The 20456-nt window shown below is 57.3% G+C and carries 24 protein-coding genes; 18 read left to right on the forward strand and 6 right to left on the reverse strand.

Annotated features, from left to right (window positions below):
- The first annotated feature begins 40 nt into the window (after positions 1 to 40).
- Positions 41 to 1135, forward strand: a complete 1095-nt coding sequence (gene apbC / locus EAO82_RS09595) for an iron-sulfur cluster carrier protein ApbC (RefSeq protein WP_096347634.1) — start codon at positions 41 to 43, stop codon at positions 1133 to 1135.
- Positions 1136 to 1217: 82 nt separating this feature from the next.
- Positions 1218 to 1784 (forward strand): dCTP deaminase, encoded by a 567-nt coding sequence (gene dcd / locus EAO82_RS09600; protein WP_022963707.1) that lies wholly within the window; start codon positions 1218 to 1220, stop codon positions 1782 to 1784.
- 133 nt (positions 1785 to 1917) lie between these two features.
- On the opposite strand, the gene EAO82_RS09605 is transcribed toward dcd, so the two are convergent.
- The 3 genes from EAO82_RS09605 to EAO82_RS09615 form a co-directional block, all read right to left on the reverse strand.
- Positions 1918 to 2622, reverse strand: a complete 705-nt coding sequence (locus EAO82_RS09605; protein WP_174958811.1) for a TorF family putative porin — start codon at positions 2620 to 2622, stop codon at positions 1918 to 1920.
- Between the two features lie 235 nt (positions 2623 to 2857).
- Positions 2858 to 3193, reverse strand: coding sequence for a GNAT family N-acetyltransferase (locus tag EAO82_RS09610; protein ID WP_096347632.1), 336 nt, complete (start codon positions 3191 to 3193; stop codon positions 2858 to 2860).
- A gap of 107 nt (positions 3194 to 3300) precedes the next feature.
- Complete coding sequence (locus EAO82_RS09615; protein WP_096347631.1) at positions 3301 to 3531, reverse strand: hypothetical protein; 231 nt, start codon at positions 3529 to 3531, stop codon at positions 3301 to 3303.
- Positions 3532 to 3843: 312 nt separating this feature from the next.
- On the opposite strand from EAO82_RS09615, the gene EAO82_RS09620 reads away from it, so the two are divergent.
- The 3 genes from EAO82_RS09620 to EAO82_RS09630 all read left to right on the forward strand — a co-directional run bounded on the left by EAO82_RS09620 (position 3844) and on the right by EAO82_RS09630 (position 5969).
- Entirely contained in the window at positions 3844 to 4611 is a 768-nt protein-coding gene (locus tag EAO82_RS09620; RefSeq protein ID WP_231703319.1) for a CAP domain-containing protein, read from the forward strand.
- A gap of 86 nt (positions 4612 to 4697) precedes the next feature.
- A complete protein-coding gene (locus EAO82_RS09625; protein WP_096347629.1) occupies positions 4698 to 4889 on the forward strand; it encodes a CsbD family protein in 192 nt (63 codons plus the stop codon).
- Between the two features lie 189 nt (positions 4890 to 5078).
- The gene (locus tag EAO82_RS09630) at positions 5079 to 5969 is read left to right on the forward strand and encodes an EamA family transporter (protein WP_096347628.1); all 891 of its coding nucleotides are present in this window, start codon (positions 5079 to 5081) and stop codon (positions 5967 to 5969) included.
- A 65-nt stretch (positions 5970 to 6034) separates the two neighbouring features.
- Here the strand turns inward: EAO82_RS09630 and EAO82_RS09635 are convergent, their stop codons facing one another.
- Complete coding sequence (locus EAO82_RS09635; protein WP_096347627.1) at positions 6035 to 6316, reverse strand: peptidylprolyl isomerase; 282 nt, start codon at positions 6314 to 6316, stop codon at positions 6035 to 6037.
- A 213-nt stretch (positions 6317 to 6529) separates the two neighbouring features.
- On the opposite strand from EAO82_RS09635, the gene EAO82_RS09640 reads away from it, so the two are divergent.
- Both EAO82_RS09640 and EAO82_RS09645 read left to right on the forward strand, forming a co-directional pair.
- On the forward strand, positions 6530 to 7282 hold the full coding sequence (locus tag EAO82_RS09640; RefSeq protein ID WP_218838657.1) for a hypothetical protein: 753 nt from the start codon (positions 6530 to 6532) through the stop codon (positions 7280 to 7282).
- A gap of 55 nt (positions 7283 to 7337) precedes the next feature.
- Positions 7338 to 8075 (forward strand): molecular chaperone DnaJ, encoded by a 738-nt coding sequence (locus EAO82_RS09645; RefSeq protein WP_096347625.1) that lies wholly within the window; start codon positions 7338 to 7340, stop codon positions 8073 to 8075.
- A 32-nt stretch (positions 8076 to 8107) separates the two neighbouring features.
- On the opposite strand, the gene EAO82_RS09650 is transcribed toward EAO82_RS09645, so the two are convergent.
- On the reverse strand, positions 8108 to 8722 hold the full coding sequence (locus tag EAO82_RS09650; protein ID WP_096347624.1) for a flavin reductase family protein: 615 nt from the start codon (positions 8720 to 8722) through the stop codon (positions 8108 to 8110).
- A gap of 97 nt (positions 8723 to 8819) precedes the next feature.
- On the opposite strand from EAO82_RS09650, the gene EAO82_RS09655 reads away from it, so the two are divergent.
- From EAO82_RS09655 to EAO82_RS09685, 7 genes are all read left to right on the forward strand, one after another.
- Positions 8820 to 9140, forward strand: coding sequence for a hypothetical protein (locus EAO82_RS09655; protein WP_096347623.1), 321 nt, complete (start codon positions 8820 to 8822; stop codon positions 9138 to 9140).
- A 124-nt stretch (positions 9141 to 9264) separates the two neighbouring features.
- Complete coding sequence (locus EAO82_RS09660) at positions 9265 to 10029, forward strand: WecB/TagA/CpsF family glycosyltransferase (RefSeq protein WP_096347622.1); 765 nt, start codon at positions 9265 to 9267, stop codon at positions 10027 to 10029.
- A 72-nt stretch (positions 10030 to 10101) separates the two neighbouring features.
- Positions 10102 to 11133: an acyl-CoA dehydrogenase gene (locus EAO82_RS09665; protein ID WP_096347621.1), complete on the forward strand. Its 1032-nt coding sequence runs from the start codon at positions 10102 to 10104 to the stop codon at positions 11131 to 11133.
- Between the two features lie 6 nt (positions 11134 to 11139).
- Complete coding sequence (locus tag EAO82_RS09670; protein WP_096347620.1) at positions 11140 to 11964, forward strand: PIG-L deacetylase family protein; 825 nt, start codon at positions 11140 to 11142, stop codon at positions 11962 to 11964.
- A gap of 10 nt (positions 11965 to 11974) precedes the next feature.
- A complete protein-coding gene (locus EAO82_RS09675) occupies positions 11975 to 12574 on the forward strand; it encodes a methyltransferase domain-containing protein (protein WP_096347619.1) in 600 nt (199 codons plus the stop codon).
- A complete protein-coding gene (locus EAO82_RS09680) occupies positions 12571 to 13269 on the forward strand; it encodes a glycosyltransferase (protein WP_096347618.1) in 699 nt (232 codons plus the stop codon). Before EAO82_RS09675 ends, EAO82_RS09680 begins: the two co-directional genes overlap by 4 nt.
- 111 nt (positions 13270 to 13380) lie before the next feature.
- On the forward strand, positions 13381 to 13917 hold the full coding sequence (locus EAO82_RS09685) for a type 1 glutamine amidotransferase domain-containing protein (protein ID WP_096347617.1): 537 nt from the start codon (positions 13381 to 13383) through the stop codon (positions 13915 to 13917).
- 82 nt (positions 13918 to 13999) lie between these two features.
- Here EAO82_RS09685 and EAO82_RS09690 read toward each other — a convergent pair whose 3' ends face one another.
- A complete protein-coding gene (locus EAO82_RS09690; protein ID WP_096347616.1) occupies positions 14000 to 14287 on the reverse strand; it encodes a hypothetical protein in 288 nt (95 codons plus the stop codon).
- A gap of 470 nt (positions 14288 to 14757) precedes the next feature.
- Between EAO82_RS09690 and EAO82_RS09695 the strand changes: the two genes are divergently transcribed.
- The 4 genes from EAO82_RS09695 to EAO82_RS09710 all read left to right on the forward strand — a co-directional run bounded on the left by EAO82_RS09695 (position 14758) and on the right by EAO82_RS09710 (position 20300).
- Positions 14758 to 15375 (forward strand): TIGR04211 family SH3 domain-containing protein, encoded by a 618-nt coding sequence (locus EAO82_RS09695; RefSeq protein WP_096347615.1) that lies wholly within the window; start codon positions 14758 to 14760, stop codon positions 15373 to 15375.
- Positions 15376 to 15434: 59 nt separating this feature from the next.
- Positions 15435 to 16805 (forward strand): nucleotide 5'-monophosphate nucleosidase PpnN, encoded by a 1371-nt coding sequence (gene ppnN, locus EAO82_RS09700; RefSeq protein WP_153274283.1) that lies wholly within the window; start codon positions 15435 to 15437, stop codon positions 16803 to 16805.
- A gap of 160 nt (positions 16806 to 16965) precedes the next feature.
- Entirely contained in the window at positions 16966 to 19803 is a 2838-nt protein-coding gene (locus EAO82_RS09705) for a PAS domain-containing protein (RefSeq protein ID WP_218838656.1), read from the forward strand.
- 104 nt (positions 19804 to 19907) lie between these two features.
- Positions 19908 to 20300 carry a DUF2892 domain-containing protein gene (locus EAO82_RS09710; protein WP_096347614.1) on the forward strand — a complete coding sequence of 131 codons (393 nt, stop codon included), beginning with the start codon at positions 19908 to 19910 and terminating at the stop codon, positions 20298 to 20300.
- Positions 20301 to 20456 lie beyond the last annotated feature (156 nt).

Below are 20456 nucleotides of genomic sequence, written 5' to 3' on the forward strand. Positions count from 1 at the left end.
TTTAGCATGTAGCTCTTGTATTCCCCCACTGGATATCCCCATGTCACACATTGATCGCATGAGCATCGAGCGCGCCCTGAGCCAATATCAGGACCCTTATCTGAAAACGGATCTGATCACTGCTGGATGTCTGCGTGACATCCAGATTGATCAGGCGCGGGTCACGGTAGAGATTGAGCTGGGTTACGCCGCTGCCAGCTTGACCGCTGGCATTGCCCAGATGCTGCAGGTGGCCGTGGAGGCGGTGGAGGATGTCGAAGCGGCGAAGATCAACGTGCGCTGTGTAGTGCGTGCAGCGCCGGCGCAGGGCAGTATCGAAGCGCTGGGTAATGTGAAAAATATTATCGCGGTGGCCTCGGGTAAAGGCGGGGTTGGCAAATCCACCACGGCAGTCAATCTGGCCCTGGCGTTGGCGCGAGAGGGTGCGTCGGTAGGCGTGCTGGATGCGGATATCTACGGCCCGAGCATGGGTTTGATGCTTGGCTTGCCAGCCAACACCCGGCCGGAAATCAAGGATCAGAAACTGTTTATCGCGCCACGCGCCCACGGGGTGCAGGTTATGTCCATGGCTTTTCTGGTTGACGAGAATACCCCGGTAGTCTGGCGCGGGCCAATGGTGTCAGGAGCCTTGATGCAATTGCTGACGCAGACCGCCTGGGATGACCTGGACTACCTGGTCGTGGATATGCCGCCGGGAACCGGTGACATCCAATTGACACTGGCGCAGAAAGTGCCAGTCACCGGCGCAGTGATTGTCACCACACCGCAGGATCTAGCGCTGCTGGATGCGATCAAGGGCATCGAGATGTTCAACAAGGTGAATATTCCGGTGTTGGGCGTAGTGGAAAACATGGCCATCCATATTTGCTCGCAGTGCGGTCATGCCGAGCATTTGTTCGGTGAGGGCGGCGGCGAACGATTGGCTGAGCAGTATGGCGTTGATCTGCTGGCTTCGATGCCGCTGTCGATGATGATTCGCGAGCAGGCTGATGGCGGAACGCCGACGGTGGTCGCCGAACCGGAATGCCAGATCAGCATGATCTATCAGGATATGGCGCGGCATGTGGGCGCTCGAATCGCCGAACGCGCGACTGATGCCCAGGGCATGCCCAACATCAGCATCAGTGACGATTGAGACGGCGCCGGACGGCACCCTTTTTTCACCGTGGATTACCCGTTAACATGCAACCTCTTTTTTGCACACTGCAGGGCACATCATGAGCATCAAGTCAGACCGTTGGATACGTCAAATGTCCCAGGAACAGGGCATGATCGAGCCCTTTGTCGAGCGTCAGGTACGCGGCGAAGAGAGTGACCGGGTTATCTCCTATGGCGTTTCCAGCTACGGCTATGACGTACGTTGCTCGAATGAATTCAAGGTGTTTACCAATATTCACTCGGCCACCGTTGATCCCAAGCATTTCGATGAGAAAAGCTTTGTCGATATCACCAGCGATGTATGCATTATTCCGCCGAACTCTTTTGCGCTAGCGCGTACGGTCGAATATTTCCGTATTCCGCGTAATGTACTGACCATCTGCCTGGGCAAAAGCACCTACGCCCGCTGCGGCATTATAGTCAACGTCACGCCGCTGGAGCCTGAGTGGGAAGGCCACGTTACACTGGAATTTTCCAACACCACGACTCTGCCAGCGAAGATTTATGCCAATGAGGGTGTTGCGCAAATGCTGTTCTTTGAATCCGATGAGCCCTGTGAAGTGTCCTACCGCGACCGTGGCGGCAAGTATCAGGGGCAACGCGGCGTGACCCTGCCCAGAGCCTAAGGGCGACGTCAGCCCGGTATAGCAGCCCGGTATTAATAGCTACGCACATAAAAAACCCGATCAAAGCCTTGGCCTTGATCGGGTTTTTTATTGCTTGAGTCACAACAGGGCGCTCAACGACGCCGTGTTTACATCAGAAGCTCTTGGATACCGCGAACGTCACGTTGGAGCCGCATGAGTCGGTGCTGCCGTAGGCGCAATCCTCGTCGCTGATGTCCGTGTCGCTGTACATCACCGCCCAGCCAAGGCCCAGGGCTTCCTTGCTCAAGGTCAAAGCCCAGTCGTTGTAATCAAAGCCATCACCAGTTTTGTCGTTGCTGTCGGCATAGTGCAGGCCAAGACCGATGTCGTAGGGCAGTGCCAGATCGTAGCCCACGTAGTAGTAATGGTTGTCGGCATTGTTGTAGGTGTCTTTGAGGCCCACGGTGAAACCATAGGCGCTGACGCTGGCGAGCCATTCGTAGACATCGATCGAGCTGTTGCCGGGGAAGGTATAGTTAGCCCAGGCAAGATCGTAGGTAACTTCTTCAGTGATAGCCCCGCCGTAACCCACGTAGTAGTCCAGTTCGATGCTGGCCCCGCCGAAATCGTCGGAGTCTACATTGGAGCCCCAGGCGCCCAGGTAAACGCCGCTCTCGTGAGCAAAATCCAGGCTGGCCTGAACGGCGCCTTTGCCATCAGTCTGCGATTGACCACGCCAGATGTAATCGGTCGCCAGTGTGGCGGTCATGCTGGCGTCGATGGTTCCGATGGCGGTGTCGAATTCTTCTGCGTGGGTCATGCTGGCAAAACCCAGAGTGGTTGCTGCTGCGATGGCGGCGGTTAGTTTCTTCATCATCCTCATTACCCCATATAAATAAATCACAATTAGAAAATGTGTTGGCAGATGGCACTTTGCACATTGCTTGCCAGCTTTAAATAGTTTTATAAATTCATGGGGTTATGAACGAAATATGACAAAGAGCCTTATCGATGATGCTGGCCAGGCGGCAGCATTGCACCTGTGAAGTGCGGAGTTCACGTGACGGGCTTGGTTGTGGTGCGTGGCAAATTAGTTGAGGGGACGGCGCGATTTAGCCGAGATTAACCAGGGCGATAAGGTCCTTCTCGCGACGGTAGCGCTGCAACTTGCTGGCGAGGGATTCCGGCAAGTTACCGGTGATCTGGTAGCCGTGATGATGGTAGAGATCAGCCAGTTCTGGTCGGCAAAATAGCCATATAGAGCCGCTTACTGCCAGTCGCATCTGGCTGAGCAGGCGCCCAGCCAGCCCCTGATTGCGCACGGTCGGGTCGACGAACAGGCTGGTCAGCCAATGGCCGTTGCCATCAGTCAGCGGCTGAATACAGGCGCAGGCTTGGATGTCCGGCGCTCCCACGGCCCATACCTGATGGGCATCGCGGGCTTTCATAAGGCTGCCATGCCGGCGATAGAAGGCGTTGGCCAATGGATGCATGGCCGGTGATAAAAGCAGGCAAGACGACGTGACAGAGCGCGGCGGCGACATTTCGGAAGAGCTTAGCGTTTGCCCATGGACCGGCGGGTGCCTTTGGGCGCCATACCGATTCTTTTCTCATGCCGCGGATTGATGCCCTTCAGGTGCCAGGGTTGCTTGGCATTCTTGGCAGCCAGCGCCTCTGCGGTGGAAAACGGCAGCTTGAAAGCGGGAGGCTGGCCCTGCGTTTCAGCATGGGGCAGTTCTGCGCTTGGGTCTTTCTCGGGCTGGTCCGCTGGGTTAGTGCTGGTCATGGAAAATCCGTGGAATGATGTGACTAGGTGGCGCGCGAGTATACCCGTTTATGGCCAAGGTTCCACGGTCCGGCAATTATTTCCGGACCAGATGCAAAGGTTTCGGATCAATCTGCGCATTGGGCTGTCAGAATGGGAACACGATTTCCGTTTACAGGTTCACACATGGAAGATGTCTTGCCTCTCTCAGCCTTGCCCGCACCTTTATCTAGATCCCCCCGCGCCGTTTTCAGGTGGTTTACTTGCGCTAGTCTGCTGAGCGTCGGACTATTTGTTGTCGCCCCTGTTAGCGCAAACGAAGCGGCGGAGGTGGTGAGTCAGATCAATCAGTACCGTGAGTCCGGGCGTGACTGCGCTGGCGATTTCAAACCGCCTGCCGGTCCATTGGCTACGAGTGAGGTGCTGGCTGGAGTGCCTACCATTGCCGGTCAGGATCTGGGCTTCCTGCTGCAACGGGCGGGTTATCAAGCCGCGCAGGCACAGGCGGTGAGAGTCACGGGCCCGGAAGACGTCGCCATGATGATGACTGTCCTCCAGCAGCAGTATTGCGAGGTGTTGATGAACCCGGCCTATGCGGATGTCGGCGTATCGCGTGAGGGGAAAAGATGGCAGCTGGTCATGGCTCGCTCTTTGTTGTCCAGTGGTATGGGCGATTGGGAGGAGGCGGGCCGGGAAGTGCTCGATCTGGTCAATGAGGTGCGTGGCGAGTCCCGTACGTGCGGTGATGAGACGTTCCCCAGCACATTGCCGCTGGCATGGAACGACGAACTCGCCAGTGCCGCACTGGATCACAGCCATGATATGGCCAAGCAGAACTACTTCAGCCACACCGGGCGAGATAACAGCCAGGTGGGCGAGCGGGTGGGTCGTCAGGACTACGAGTATCAAGTGGTCGGGGAGAATCTGGCAGCCGGTCATGGTTCGGCGAAGCAGGCTGTTGCCGGGTGGTTGATGAGCCCTGGGCACTGCGCGAATCTGATGAATCCGCAGTTCACCGAGATGGGCGCGGCGTACGTTGTGAACCCAGCCAGCGACAGTGCCATTTTCTGGACACAGGTGTTCGCTGCGCCTAAAGAGTGACAAATAATCTGAACTTGTCGGCTTTACGACCGGTCAACTTACTGTAAGCGAGATTTCATATCGCAACATTGATTGAGGTGAAAGCAATGACTAGCACAACTGACAAGATCAAAGGCAAAACCAACGAAGCAGTCGGTAAAGGCAAGCAGGGCGTTGGTGAAGCAACCAACAATGATCGCCTGAAAGGTGAAGGCAAAGCCCAGGAAACCAAGGGTGGCGCTCAGCAAGTCAAAGGTGAAGCCAAGGACACTTTGAAGAAAGGTGTCGATAAGGCTTAACAACCTGAAGCGATGATGCAGGCAACGATTTGGTAATACCACAATCGCTGCTGCAAGCAAGGCCGGTACACGCAAGTGTGCCGGCCTTTTTTTCATTGGTGCAGACTGTGACGTATTTCGCTACGCTGACTGTACGTTTCCTGTCCCGCTGATTGCCGGTCTAATGGATACTTTACGAGGAGTATTCCTATGGCCCCGCGGGATCTGATGTTGGCATTGGTGGTAATTGTCGTCTGGGGCATGAATTTTGTTGTCATCAAGACCGGACTGCAGGGTATGCCGCCAATGCTGCTGGGTGCGCTGCGGTTTATGTTGGTGGTGTTTCCTGCGGTGCTGTTCATCAAGCGCCCGGATGTGCCCTGGCGCTGGCTGTTGGCTTATGGCCTGACCATATCCCTGGGTCAGTTTGCCTTTCTTTTTTACGCGATGTCAGTGGGGATGCCCGCCGGCCTGGCGTCGGTAGTACTGCAATCCCAAGCCCTTTTCACGCTGTTTTTCGCCGTGCTTTTTCTCGGCGAGCGTCTGCGTGGATTCAATCTGGTCGGTTTGCTGGTCGCGGCTGGCGGGCTGACGCTGATTGGTCTGCAGGTAGACAAGGTGATGACCCTGGCTGGATTTCTGCTGACCATCTGCGCAGCGTCCATGTGGGCGATGGGCAACATCGTTACGCGCAAGATCGGCAAGGTCAATCTGGTCGGTCTGGTGGTGTGGGGCAGCATGATTCCGCCGTTGCCGTTTCTGGCCCTGTCGTGGTGGCTGGAGGGCCCGGTGCTGATGCGCGAGGCGCTGGTGAATATCAGCCTGGATACCATCCTGGTGCTGTGTTATCTGGCATTTGGCGCGACCCTGCTGGGCTACAGTTTGTGGGGCCGATTGCTATCACGCTACCCAGCGAGCCAGGTGGCGCCTTTCTCGCTGTTGGTGCCGGTAATTGGGCTAACGTCCGCGGCGTTGTTAGCGGGGGAGCGGGTAGGGCCGATGCAATTGACTGGCGCGCTGTTGGTGATGCTCGGGATTCTGATCAACGTGTCAGGTGGTTGGTTGTTCGGTCGCTGGCGCTTGCGTAGCGCGCGGGCATAACAGGCTGACTGGGTCGAAAACCTGAGCCGCAAGGCGTAGCCCGTCGACCCAGCCAGTTCAGATGATCAGTCCTGGCGGCTGGTCACTTCCAGCAGGTGATAACCGAATTGGGTTTTCACCGGGCCCTGAACAACATTCACTGGCGCGCTGAATACCACGGTGTCGAATTCCTTGACCATCTGGCCAGGGCCGAATGAACCAAGGTCTCCACCATCGCGACCGGACGGGCAAGTGGAATTGTCCTTGGCGACCTTGGCGAAATCGGCGCCGCCTTCAATAGCTGCTTTCAGTTCATTACATTTTTCTTCAGTCGGTACCAGGATATGACGGGCTGTGGCTTTAGGCATGGGTGTTACTCCAGTAAGGGCGAGTTGAATATATAACCAGGGGTATAGGTGCAGAGGGTAGCGCAAAGCGTCGCCGCTCGAAAGCGCCAGTCTGACGTCCGCCGTACTTCTATTCGGTAAGAAATCATTGCGGTGACCAAGCCAGTCTGTGAAAAGCCAGCGCTTTGCTCTAGTGTGACTAATGAATACCTCTTTTAACGTACAGCCAAAGCCATGCCAGATAAATCAGAGCCTCGTACTCCCCAGCAACGACAAAGCTCAAGCCGAAATGGCTTGCCGGTAGGTACTGGCGAAAAGTCAGATAAACAGTCTATCGAGCAGTTTATTCATCAGGTCCGCAGCCTGCCGACCGGTGGCGGAGGGCAAGGCCGCTTGGTGTTTGCGCTGGACGCCACAGCCAGCCGCGAGGCGACCTGGGACCAGGCTTGCGATCTGCAGAGCGAGCTGTTCCTGGCCACTCGCGATCTGGGTGGGCTGGCTATTCAGCTGTGCTATTACCGCGGTTATGGCGAGTTCAAGGCTACCGCATTTGTAACCCAGACCCAGCAACTGCTCAAATTGATGAATGGCGTGCGTTGCCTGGGCGGCATCACCCAGATCAACCGGGTATTGCAGCATGCATTGAAGGAAACCCGTGCGCAGCCGGTCAAGGCCATTGTGTTCATTGGCGATTGCTGCGAAGAGTCGATCGATCCTTTGTGCCACAGTGCCGGTGAGCTCGGCATGTTGCGCACGCCAGTGTTCATGTTCCAGGAGGGTAATGACGCGCATACCAAAGCGGTATTTGAACAGGTGAGCAAGCTGTCAGGCGGTGCCTATGCGCCCTTTGATCGCAGCAGTCCGCAACTATTAAAGGACCTGTTATCGGCTGTGGCTGTCTATGCTTCGGGCGGGGTCAAGGCGCTGAAACACTTTGCCAGTCAAAGTTCACCGGAGGTCAAGCGCTTGACCGGGCAGATTCGCTAGCCACAGCGCCAGGAGCTCCAGCACAGAGAGAGAAAGCAACTCGTCGGAGAACGTTTTGGGCTTATTGTTAATTGTACTGATCATCATCGGCGTTATTGCCTGGTTCTGGGTCCGCAGTCTGCCTGCTGCCCAGCGCCGGCCTGCGCTGGTCAAACTGCTGCTGCTGGGGGTTGTGCTGGCAGTGATCTTGCTGGCCCTGTCCGGGCGTTTTTACCTGGTATTGGCCTTGCTGGCGGGTCTGCTGCCTTTCATCAAGCGCCTGGTACCAGGGCTGATTATGGGCCGGGTATTGCGCGGCATGAAAATGCCTGGCGGTCGCGCGCAGCCCAGCGCCGGAAATCAGTCAAAGGTGACCTCGCAGGTGCTGGAAATGACTCTGGATCATGATTCGGGTGACATGACCGGCCAGGTACTAAGCGGGCCATTGGCGGGTCGGCTGCTGGCTGAGCTTGGAGAAAGTGAATTTATCCAGCTGTTGCAGTATTGCCGGCAGACTGACGAAGATTCCGCACGTCTGCTGGAGTCCTATCTGGACCGACGCTTCGGCGACTCCTGGCGTGATGACGAACCCAGCGAGAGTGGTGCTGCTGGAGAGGACGGCGCTCAAGCCCACAGCGGCGGTCCGCTGACCGAACAGGAAGCGCTGGATGTGCTGGGGCTCAAGCCAGGCGCCAGCCGAGAGGACATTGTTGAAGCCCACCGCCGCATGATGCAGAAGATGCATCCGGACCGCGGCGGTAGCGATTATCTTGCCGCGCTGATCAATCAGGCTAAAGATGTGCTGCTAGGTTAACGCTGAGATTGCACTCAGCCTGTTTCGCGAACTCATTTCGGGCGATAGAGCTGAAAGCGCTTGCCCAGCTCGAAGTAGTCAGCTGCGCCGCCGCCGCGCAGCACTGGTTGAGCAGCCGCTGTGTCGTAGATGCCATCTACCAGTAGCGCCTGATCGATATGCACCGCCACCACTTCGCCAAGAATCAACCAGGTAGGTACTGGAACGCTGTCCAGCCCTTGCAGCTGGAGGATCTGGGTGACCTTGCATTCAAATGAAACCGGGCTTTCCAGTACCCGCGGCACTGCAATCACCTGAGAGGCGACCGGGGTCAAGTGGCCCAGTTCGAATTCGTCCACCTCGGGCCCAACGGCCGCGCAGCTTTCATTCATTGCCTCGACCAACGGGCGGGTCACCAGGTTCCAGGCGAATTCACCGGTCTGCTCAATGTTGTTGAGGCTGTCCTTGCGGCCAACGCTGGCGAAGCCGATGATGGGGGGTACGTAATTGAAGGCGTTGAAAAAGCTGTAAGGCGCCAGATTCAGTTGGCCCTTGGCATCTTGCGAAGAAATCCAGCCAATGGGTCTTGGACCTACGATGGCGTTGAAGGGATCATGCGGCAAACCATGGCCCTGTGCCGTTTCGTAGTAATACATCTGCCTGCTCATGCAACCCACTCCCGTCTGATATTATCTGGCGTCATCTTTACCTGTTCCAGCGCTATCCTCAATACCCGCCCAACGCCGAATCATAGAAGGATGTGACATGGACGCAGCGGAAACTGTAATGAGCAGGGTTCGGCCCATCGCTTTTGCCGGGGTGGAAACCCTCAGCTTTCGTCAACTCGATGAGCTCAATGGCTTGGGCAAAGGGTCGAGCTTCAAACTGTTCAAAACACATCTTGCAGCGCTGAAAGAGGACAGCGATTACTTTTACGTGTCGGGAGACGCGCACCCTCAACTGCTTGCCGAGCTGAAAAAGTCAGAACAGGTTTATGTTGGCAGCGTACATTTGGTCTTGCTGAGTCGTGCAGGCTACGAAAATCTCCAGCGGCTCTCGAAATCAGTCCCCACCCAGAAAAAGTAGGGATTGCTGAGCGGGGAGGGTGACGGAAATGAGTATTGGTTGAACTAATTTGGGCCTGGCTACACCTATATTTGTGTTGTAAAGACGCATATATTGCTAAATGTCTCCACCGAGTAGCCACGCTATGACCAAAGCATTGTTCCGTTATCAAGACCGCTTGATCAATAGACTGGACCTCATTGATGACGCCGACTCCGAAGCGTTGATTCACAAGCTTGCTTCGGTTACCACGCCGTCTACGGTGGCCTTTCTCAATCAGCATGCGTACAACCTGGCGCAGGAAGATCCTCGCCTGCAGCAGGGATTCGCCGAGATGACCTATCTGCTCAGGGATGGCATCGGGATCAAGTGGGCCTGCCAGCTCAATGGTCGAGAGCCCAAAGCCAATATGAACGGCTCGGATTTTATCCCCCGCCTGGTTAATCATCTGCTCGAAGTGACCCCCTGTGATTACCAGTTTTTCGCCATGGGTACGCGCGATCCGTGGTTGGAAAAGGGCGCCGAGAATCTGTTCAAGCATCACCGGTTCCACGCGGTTGACGGATTCCAGCCGGCGGAAACCTACCTGGATTATATTCGCGGGCATCTTGACCCGACGCGTGTCCCCGTTATTTTGCTAGCTATGGGCATGCCCAAGCAGGAAGAGCTGGCACGGCGCATTCAGACGACGATTAATGGCCCGGCTTTGATCATTTGCGGCGGCGCGATCCTGGATTTCGCTGCTAATCGCGTAAAGCGGGCACCGCTGCTTTTCCGCAAATCCGGGATGGAGTGGCTGTATCGTCTACTCAAGGAACCTAGGCGGCTGGCCAGTCGATATATTCTGGGTATTCCTCGGTTTTTCTACTATCTCGCCCGTAACGGTATGGTTTCCCGCCAAGCGCGCTAGTCCCGCCAAACAAATTGAACGATTTCGCCAGGTTTATGCCCAAAACTATGGACATAACGACGGAAGAAAATCATGACGGACGACCTCCAGCGGCTTGCAGCCATTCTTGATGTCATCGCCAAGCGGCCCCAGCCTCTCCGTCATGACGCCGAGCTTCAAGTAGCCATGCGGGTGTGCGTCGAGCAAGGTCTCGACCGCTTACCCCTGCCGGCCGGGGGGCAGACTTTACAGCGCTGGCGCGCGTTGGCCTCTGTAGCAGGCCATGACCTGGCGCTGGCCAAACTCTATGAAAGTCATACTGATGCTATCGCCATCCTCCATGAGCTCGATTCCAGGCATCTGCAAACTGATGGTTTGTGGGCTGTCTGGGCTGCCGATCCGCCTTACGCGCGCTTGAATGTGGGCCATGACGCTGAAGGCGTGGCGCGGTTGCATGGGCGAAAAGCCTGGTGCTCGGGAGCAGCGCAAATTGATAGCGCGCTGATTACCGCGTGGGATGAACAGAATCAGCCGCGATTGGTGGCGGTCAATCTCGATCAGCGCCAGGTCACAATCAGCGATCAGGGCTGGCAAGCAGTAGGCATGGCCACCACGGCCAGCGTGGAAGTGCAGTTTGACCAGGCGCAAGCCACTCTTGTCGGCGGGTGCGACAGTTACCTGTCAAGACCTGGCTTCTGGCAAGGCGGTGCCGGCATCGCGGCCTGTTGGTACGGGGCTGCTGCAGCATTGGGCCAAGCTCTTAAAGCGCATTGCGCCAAGCGAACCGATGACCCGCATGCGCAAGCGCATCTAGGGGCGGTGGACGCGACCCTGAGTAGCGCCGCAGGAGCATTGCGCGACTGCGCCCAGTGGATTGATCAGCATCCGCGGCAGGATGCGCAGTGGGTAGTACGTCGCGTTCGTGCTCAGGTAGAGCAGGCTGCGGATGAGGTGCTCAAACGAGTAGGCCGCGCGTTGGGGGCCACGCCCTATTGTCGCGATCCACATTTTGCCCGTCTGGCGGCGGATTTGCCGGTATTCATGCGTCAAAGCCATGCGGAACGGGATCTGGCCGAGCTGGGGCGGCAGGTAGCGAACGCCGAACACCTGACCTGGCAGTTGTGACGCGCCATGACCCCTGAGCAGATTGCCGGTATTGCACAATCAAAGCCCACCGTCGGGACCGAGGTCAGAGCGCCCTCTGCCGGCGCTTTTGGCGTGTGCGGGACGCCGCTGGAAGCATGGCAGCGCAGCAGCGCGTTAGCCGCAGTACCCTGTGTTTCCTTGGCAGAACTGACCCCGCATTCGGCGCAATTGATTGTCATCGCGCCGCACCCTGACGATGAAGTCCTGGCCTGCGGCGGTCTGCTGGCGGCGCTGGCGGAACGAGGTGCAGCCGTCACGCTGGTGTCGGTCACCGACGGAGAGGGCAGCCATCCGGATTCCCCGTTGTGGCCGCCACACAGGCTACGCAGCGTACGGCGGCAGGAAAGTCGCAGTGCCATGACGTTGCTGGGCTTCGCGCCGGAACAACTGGGCTGGCAATACCTGGGGCTGCCCGATGGCAGCGTCGCCGCCCACGCCGCGGTTCTGGAATCATGCCTGGCGTCCCTGGTGCGCCCAGGCGATTGCCTGCTGACCACCTGGCGCGGTGATGGTCACTGTGACCACGAGGCTGTAGGTGAGGTAGCTGCGGCCAGCGCCCGACGTGCCGGTGCGCGGCTGATCGAAGCGCCGGTCTGGGCCTGGCATTGGGCCACACCTGAAGATCCGCGTTTACCCTGGGCGCGTGCGCGCAAATGGATGCTGGATGATCAGCAACTTGCCAGGAAGCGCCTCGCCGTGGCGGCTCACGTCAGTCAGTTGCAAGGCGACTCCAGTACGCAAGCCGCGCCAGTACTGGACAACGCTACCCTGGCGCGGCTGCTGCAACCCTATGAACTGTTCTTTACATGAGGGTAGTGCCATGAATATGCCCGCCTCTTATTTCGACAAAATGTTCGAAGCCAGTGAAGATCCTTGGGCCTTCCGCGAGCGCTGGTATGAAAAGCGCAAGCGTGATCTGACGCTGGCCAGCTTGTTGCGCCAACAATATCAGCGGGTGTTTGAACCCGGCTGCGCAAACGGCGAACTCAGTCTGGCATTGGCCGAACGTAGTGTAGGTTTCCTCGGGCTGGACATATGCGAGCGCGCGGTAGCCTTGGCTCGCGCTCGTCTGGCGCAGCAAAGTGCCGCGACAATCAATCTTGGCCAAGTGCCCGAGGATTGGCCTGCAGGCAGTTTCGATCTGATCGTGCTCAGCGAGCTGGGCTACTATCTGGATGAAGAGCAGTGGGTGCGGGTTATTCAACTCGCGCAGCAGAGCCTGCGGCCGCACGGCACGCTGCTGGCGTGCCACTGGTTACATCCCATCGACGGCTGTCCGATGGACGGCACACGCGTCCACCAGTTACTTGCGCAGCACCTGAAGCTGCATCGTAACGTGCGTCATGAAGAAGCAGATTTTCTGCTCGAAGTCTGGAGTAGTGATCTGGCTCCGATGCGCCTGCAGGAGCGGGTGACTTGATTGGCGTTATCGTGCCGGCCCACAACGAGGAGGCGCTGCTCGCCGACTGCCTGCGCTCGGTGCAAACGGCTGGCAGGCACGCGGATCTGCTCGGAGAGACAGTCTGTGTAGTCGTGGTGCTGGATACCTGCGAAGACCGTTCAGCAGCGATAGCCAAGAGCTTTGGCGCCGATATTCTGGAAGTGCAGGAGCGCAACGTTGGCCATGCACGCCGGGTCGGTGCTGAATGGTTGCTGGCCAAGGGCGCGCGCTGGCTGGCTATAACCGATGCCGACACGCTGGTGCCGGAGGATTGGATCAGTTGTCAGCTGAGTTTCAAGGCCGACGCAGTCTGCGGCACTGTGCGTATTGATTGCTGGGAAGACCTGCCTGATGCAGTTCGTCACCGTTACGCTCAAGAGTATCAGCAGCGCGAAGAGCACCGGCATATTCACGGAGCCAATCTCGGCGTCTGCTCGCAGGCCTATCAACGCGTGGGTGGCTTTCTTTCGCTTGTAGCGCATGAAGATGTGGCGCTGGTCAGAGCGCTCGAACAAGCTGGCGCGCGGATTGCCTGGACGGCGCTGAACACTGTGAGTACCAGCGCCCGCCTGACTGCGCGAGCTCGTGGCGGCTTCGGTGACTACCTCAAGGCGCTGGCTGTGGAAACCGTGGCTGCCGGTGTGCAGGCGGCAACGTCAAGGCCGCTGCGGTAGCGGCCAAGCCGGTGGCGGAATGTGCAGCGGTGCCATGATCCAACTCCATTAGTCTGAACTTTCGGCGGTGTGTTGGTCGTATCTTCTACATGAACGTGATTGGAGTTGAATATGAGCAATGCATTGCAGGGCAAGCATGTAGCCATTCTGGTAACTGATGGATTCGAGCAAGTCGAGTTGACCAGCCCCAGAGATGCGCTGAAGGCGGCTGGCGCCAGTGTGGATATACTGGCCGATAAATCTGGCAAGGTTGAAGGCTGGCATCATGACAAGCCAGCAGACAGCTTTACGGTGGACAAAACCTTCGAAAATGCGTCTTTGGCTGACTACGATGCCATCGTGCTGCCGGGTGGGGTGTTCAATAGCGATAACATCCGCATGGATGCTGATGCCCAGTCACTGGTGCTCGAAGCCGCTGGGTCGGGCAAGCCGATCGCAGTTATCTGTCACGGTGCCTGGATATTGGCCTCGACCGATTTGGTGCGTGGCAAGACCATCACCAGCTTTCCATCGCTGAAAGATGACCTGACCAATGCTGGCGCCGATTGGGTCGATCAGGAAGTGGTCGTAGACGGCGAGTTGATCAGCAGCCGCACTCCGGATGACCTGCCTGCCTTTAACAAGGCGCTGGTCGCTGCGCTGAGCTAAGCGGCAACCGCTGCACACTGGTGGTTCGGCCACTAAAAAGCCTCATCCGCGAACCGGATGAGGCTTTTTTATTCGGCTAAGATCATTCCAGCTCGCTGGTGCAGCTTTGTGCGGCGGCAATCAGCCGTTTCTGAATGGCTGGATCAACGGCGTCACCGCCCATGGCTTCCAGTTCTTCAGTGCTGAGATCCTTTGCAACCTCATCCGCGGCACAACCACAAAAAGTCTCTGCCTTGACTGAAGAGTGCTCCAGTTGCGTGGTTTCAACGCATTCGGCGACGAAGTTTTCCCGAGCATTGTCAGGCCAGTCGGCAAAGGCGGGAAGGGCGAAGGCCAGCGGCGTAAGAAAAGCGATGAGATGACGCTTCATTTGAAACTCCTTTTTTATTGCTGATATCGATCATGGGTGATCGCTGGGCCCAGGACTAGAGGGCGCTACTTTTTGGAGGTCCGCAGACCGCAGTAGTTCATTTATCCCGCTGCTGCGGTGTAGCACAGGGATGATTGGCTATCACCATCGCATCGTTTTGCGACTGTCTTGGCAAAAAGCACAGCGCTTGGTCGGATAACGGGAACTTGTGCTGCATAACGGGGTCACTCGGCTGGCGGAACACAACCTCAGAAAGCTCTGCGCAGTACTGGCCATACGCCTTACAGTCCGTAGACTCAGCTTAAAAGACAGGGTATCCGCTACCGCCGTCGCACTCGATTGCTGACAGAATTCAATGCATCAGACCCTGGCCGTCCGATTCAGGTCATGAGTCTGAGCCGCTGCAAGTGAAAAAAGTTATGTTGATAGCCAAAAGTGCTTCTGCTGTTTCGTTCCCTCGTGTTGCTCGCATGACCTCCTGTGCTGTTTGTTTCGGCGCTTTGTTTGCACTGGCTATGCCCGCCAATGCCCAGGAAGAGGGTAGTAACGAGCGCTGGGTGAGTGACAACCTGAATACCTACGTTCGTAGTGGGCCCACTGATGGCTACCGGATTGTAGGCACCCTGACCTCGGGTGAACGGGTCGAACTATTGACTACCCAAGGCGACTACAGCCGGGTACGCAGTGCCTCAGGCGATACAGTGTGGATTCCCACTAGCGAGTTGCAGGAGGTACCCGGCCAAGGCGAGCGGCTGCCCCAGCTGGAGGCGCAGGTTGCCGAGCTCAGCGCTGAGCTGGAAGGCATTGATGCGACCTGGACCACGCGGGTGCAGGGCATGCAGGAAACACTCGATTCACGTAAAGCCTTGATTGATGAGCTGGAAGCTACGCGTCAGGCATTGCACGCCGAATTGACCGAGACCCAGTCTGAATTACGTAGCGTGCAGGCGCAGCTAGGCGATGAAAATAAGCAGGTATTGATGCGCTACATGCTCTATGGCGGCGGTATTGCCGGGGTGGGTATTATCTTTGGCTTGATCCTGCCGTCCATGACCCGTAGCCGAAAGCGTAACGATGGCTGGGTATGACGGTAGCGTTGGACGATTCTGGTAACATGAAGCCCTCTATTTTCGGCTCGGACACCAGAATGCAAAAACACGTCGTCAACGTTTCAGTCAACCCCCGGGGCAGCCTGGAAACGCTGTCCCAGCGCGAAGTACACCAGCTCAGTGAAGCGGGCTCGGGCAGTACCTACAGTCTCTTTCGCCAGTGTGCGTTGGCCATTCTGAATACCGGCGCGCAGATTGATAATGCCAAAACCATTCTCGAAGCTTACGAAGACTTCGAAGTGCGCATTCATCAGCAGGACCGAGGTGTTCGACTGGAACTGTTGAATGCGCCGGCAGACGCGTTTGTCGATGGTGAAATGATCGCCAGCACTCGGGAGATGCTGTTCAGTGCGCTGCGCGACATCGTCTATACCGAAAGCGAATTGGGCAGCCCCCTCATTGATCTGAGCAGCTCGCCAGGTATCACCGATTACGTTTTCCAGTTGCTGCGCAACGCCCGTACCTTGCTACCTGGCGTGGAGCCAAAAATGGTGGTGTGCTGGGGTGGTCATTCGATCAACTCGGAGGAGTACAAATACTCCAAGAAGGTGGGCCACGAACTCGGTTTGCGCAGCCTGGATATCTGTACCGGTTGCGGCCCTGGCGTGATGAAGGGGCCGATGAAGGGCGCGACCATCGCCCATGCCAAACAGCGCATTCACGGCGGCCGCTACCTGGGCCTGACCGAGCCGGGCATCATCGCTGCCGAGGCGCCGAATCCCATCGTTAACGAGCTGGTGATACTGCCGGACATCGAAAAGCGTCTGGAAGCCTTTGTACGCGTTGGGCACGGGATCATTATTTTTCCCGGCGGTGTGGGTACTGCCGAAGAGTTTCTGTATTTGCTGGGTATTCTGTTGCACCCGGATAACCAGGGTGTGCCGTTCCCGGTCATACTCACCGGGCCGAAAAGTGCTGAGGCCTACCTGCAACAGTTGCATGCCTTTGTTGGCGCCACGCTCGGGGCGGATGCGCAAAGCCGCTATCAGGTGATTATTGATGACCCGGGGCAGGTCGCGGTGCAGATGGCCGCAGGGTTGAGAAAAGTCAGAGAGTTTCGTCGCGAGCGTAACGACGCTTTCCACTTCAACTGGTTGCTGAAAATCGAAGAAGGGTTTCAGCGCCCGTTCGACCCCACCCATGAGAATATGGCCAGCCTGCAGCTTACCCGCGCCGTACCCGCCCACGAGCTTGCCGCCAACCTGCGCCGCGCCTTCTCTGGCATTGTCGCCGGCAACGTCAAGGACAATGGCATTCGCCGTATTGAAGAACACGGGCCCTATGAGAGCCGTGGCGAGGCACACATCATGCAGCCGCTGGACGAGCTGCTCCAGGCATTCGTGGCTCAGCATCGCATGAAGCTGCCTGGCGGTTCGGCCTATGTGCCCTGTTACCGCGTCGTGAGCTGATCAGCTAACGCTAGCCCCTAGCCCAGCAGGTGTCTTACACATTAATATGGCACCTGCAGTTCTTCTTTTGCTACCTCTCTCTACTCAACCAACATCACCAAACGGATGACCTCCCTCAGCTTGCGCACAGGGTCACCGCCAGGAGCCAGAGCAGCGCTTTATGCACAAGGATTCACTCGATAGTCCGTTGTCCGCCGTTCTCGACAACCCGGCGTTCCTGCGCTGCCCAGGTGAGATGGCGGAACTGATCCGTGCTTTCGACTGGAACGCCACCGGGCTGGGCCCGATTGTCCTGTGGCCGCTCAGCTTGAAGGCTGTCGTCGACCTTATGCTGCGCTCCTCGGTGCCTATGGCAATACTCTGGGGTAAGGACGGCATTTTGATCTTCAACGATGCCTACTCGACATTTTCCGGCGCTCACTATCGTCACAAATTGGGCCGTAAGGTCGTCGACGCCTGGCCTGAAGCGGCGGCGTTCAACGCCAATGTCGTGAGTACCGTGCTTGCCGGAGAAACGCTGTCCTACCGCGATATCGAATTCACCTTGCAGCGTGGAGGCATACCAGAACCTGTTTGGATGGACCTGGACTACTCACCGATAGTAGGCGCGGGCGGAGATCCTGCGGGCGTGATGGCGATTGTCCGCGAAACCACTGAGAAAATTCTGGCCGCCAGGCAGGTGGTTAATGTCCAGCGACGGCAGCATCAGATGCTGCAACAGATGCCCGGATTTGTCGCAGTGTTGCAGGGGCCGGAGTTTATTTATGAGTATGTCAATGACGCTTATATCAGGATCTCGCAGCGCACGGACTTCGTTGGCAGGCGCTTTCGGGATGTGTTCCCGGACGTAGCGGAGCAGGGTTTTTATGAAATGCTCGACCGGGTATACGCCAGTGGCAAGGGCGTGGTCACCCGCAATATGCCGCTGAGACTACGTGGCAGCGATGAAGAGCAGTTTATCGATTTTGTCTTTGAACCCATCCGCGATGGGAGTGGGGCAGTCTCTGGACTGTTTATTGGCGGTTACGAGGTCACCGAAGCCTGCCGTGCGACTCAAGCGTTGAAAGCCAGCGAAGAACGGTTACTGGATCTCAATGCCAATCTCGAGCGCAAGGTCAGTGAGCGTACCCAGGCGCGCAGCCTTAGTTGGCGGGTCAGCCCTGATCTGATGGGCGCCTTGAACGCTGATGGCTACTTCATTACCTCCAACCCGGCCTGGCAGACGATGCTGGGCTGGACCGAGGAAGACCTGGCCGAGTACACCCTGTTTGACCTGATTCATCCGGACGACATCGCCGCGACCATGCAGGCCTTTAAGGGAAACCTGCAAGGCTCACCGTCAATCCGCTTCCCCAACCGTTATCGTTGCAAGCACGGCGGTTATCGTTGGATCTCCTGGATCGGGGTGCCGGAAGACGGCATGATTTATTGCACTGGCCGCGATATTACTGAGGAAAAGCTGGCAGCGGCTGAGCGCGATCAGTTGTGGACGCTGTCTGAAGATCTGCTGGCGCGGGCCGATTATGACGGCAATCTTACAGCCGTTAACCCGGCCTGGACCCGGCTGCTGGGTTGGTCGGAAACCAAACTGCTAACTGACCGCTACGCCGAGATTATCCATCCCGATAATCTGCAGATGGTTATTGAACAGCTCGAGTTGATGGGGCAGACCGGGCAGCCAACGCGTTTCGAGAACAGCATTCTCGCAGCTGACGGTGAATGGCGACCGATTGACTGGACGGTATCGCCGGAGCCGGGCGGTACCCATTTCATCGCCATCGGCCGGGACCTTACCGAGCATAAAAATCGTGAAAAGGAACTGGTACGCGCTCAGGACGCGTTGCGCCAGGCACATAAAATGGAAGCGGTCGGCCAATTGACCGGGGGTATCGCCCACGATTTCAACAATTTGCTGGCGGCTATCAGCGGTAGTCTCGAGCTGCTGGAGATGTGCATTAACCAGGGCAAATTCGACGGTACCGAGCGCTATATCAATTCTGCCCAGGGCGCTTCCCGTCGCGCGGCCGCATTAACGCAGCGGCTCTTGGCTTTTTCACGCAGGCAGACGCTGGATCCCCGCCCCACTGATTGCAACAGGTTGGTGCAAGGCATGGAGGAGCTTATTCGTCGTAGTGTAGGACCTGAGGTTGACTTGCAATTCGTCAGCGAACCGCAGCTCTGGACCACGCTGGTGGATGCATCGCAGTTGGAGAATGCGCTGCTGAATCTGTGTATCAATGGCCGTGATGCCATGGCGCCGCAAGGTGGTGCGTTGGTGATTGAAACCGCCAACCGCTGGCTCAATCAGCGCGACGCAGCCGTTTTCGATTTGCCCAGTGGGGCTTATGTCTTTCTCAGCGTGACCGACCACGGCATTGGCATGACGCCTGAGATCGTCGATAAGGCTTTCGATCCGTTTTTTACCACCAAGCCCTTGGGCCAGGGAACGGGTTTGGGCCTGTCGATGATCCATGGCTTTGTCAGGCAGTCCGGGGGCCAGGTCTGGATCCATTCGGAACCGCAGAAAGGCACTACGGTGTGCCTGCACCTGCCGCGCTCCACTGCCACCGCATTAGCTGCGGAGCCAAAGCCGGCACTGCCGGGTGTCGGCAGCGGGCAGGGTGAAACGGTGCTGGTCATCGATGATGAGGCCGCGGTACGCATGCTGATGGTCGAAGTGCTGGAAGATGCCGGCTATCAGACGCTGGCTGCTGAAGACGGGCCTGCGGGCCTGGAAATATTGCGCTCTGCTGCACGCATTGATCTGCTGGTAACGGATGTTGGTTTGCCGCGCGGTATGAATGGCCGGCAGGTTGCGGATGCGGCGCGTGCGCTGCGGCCCGATTTAAAGGTGTTGTTCGTGACCGGCTATGCGGAGAAATCTGCGATGAGCCAGGTTCAGCTTAACGACAGCTTGCAGGTGCTGATCAAGCCATTTCCCATGGCAGCGCTGAGCGGCAAGGTGCGCGATATGATCAGGCAACGGTCGGATCTCTAAAGCTGCTGATAGCAGACCTCCTGTCGGCTGTCGAAAACAAAAGTGGAACGGTTGCTCTGGGGCACAGTCATTAACTTACGATGACTACTACTGGAGGACGAGTAATGAATAACCCTTTTGACAAGAATCAGACTCAGAATGTTGGCGAATTCGAGCGTGCGGTTTCTGTATTCAGCGGCCTGATGCTGGTCGGCAAAGGCGTTCGCCGCGGCGGCTTCAGCGGCATTATACAACTCGCTCTGGGTGGCATGGCACTGGCGCGTGGTTACACCGGGCATTGCGAAGCCAAGCGGATATTCAACGACACCCTTAATGAAAAGCAAGGGAGTCAAAAGCAAGGCCAGGCTGCTCTTGATCAGCGCTACAGCCATATGCCGATGGATTCCGAAGTGCATAGCCCTGATTTTGAAAGCAAGTCGGTTGATTTGCCAGACGCAACGCCCATGGGGAATGAAAATCAGGTTGGCGCGCGCGGTACTCCTTCCGCTAACAGCTGATAGATTCTGGCTGCAGGTACGTCGTCAGCGCAATGCTGGTACCTGCACTTCCCCTTGATAGTCTGAATAGCGTTTCACCCCCTGCGAGCAGCGATTACGGCTCGCTACCACCCGTTGTTACCCCCATAACATCTAGGTTTATCCTCGAATTGAACC

The sequence above is a fragment of the Halopseudomonas pelagia genome (assembly GCF_009497895.1).
In the GTDB taxonomy this organism is placed as follows: domain Bacteria; phylum Pseudomonadota; class Gammaproteobacteria; order Pseudomonadales; family Pseudomonadaceae; genus Halopseudomonas; species Halopseudomonas pelagia_A.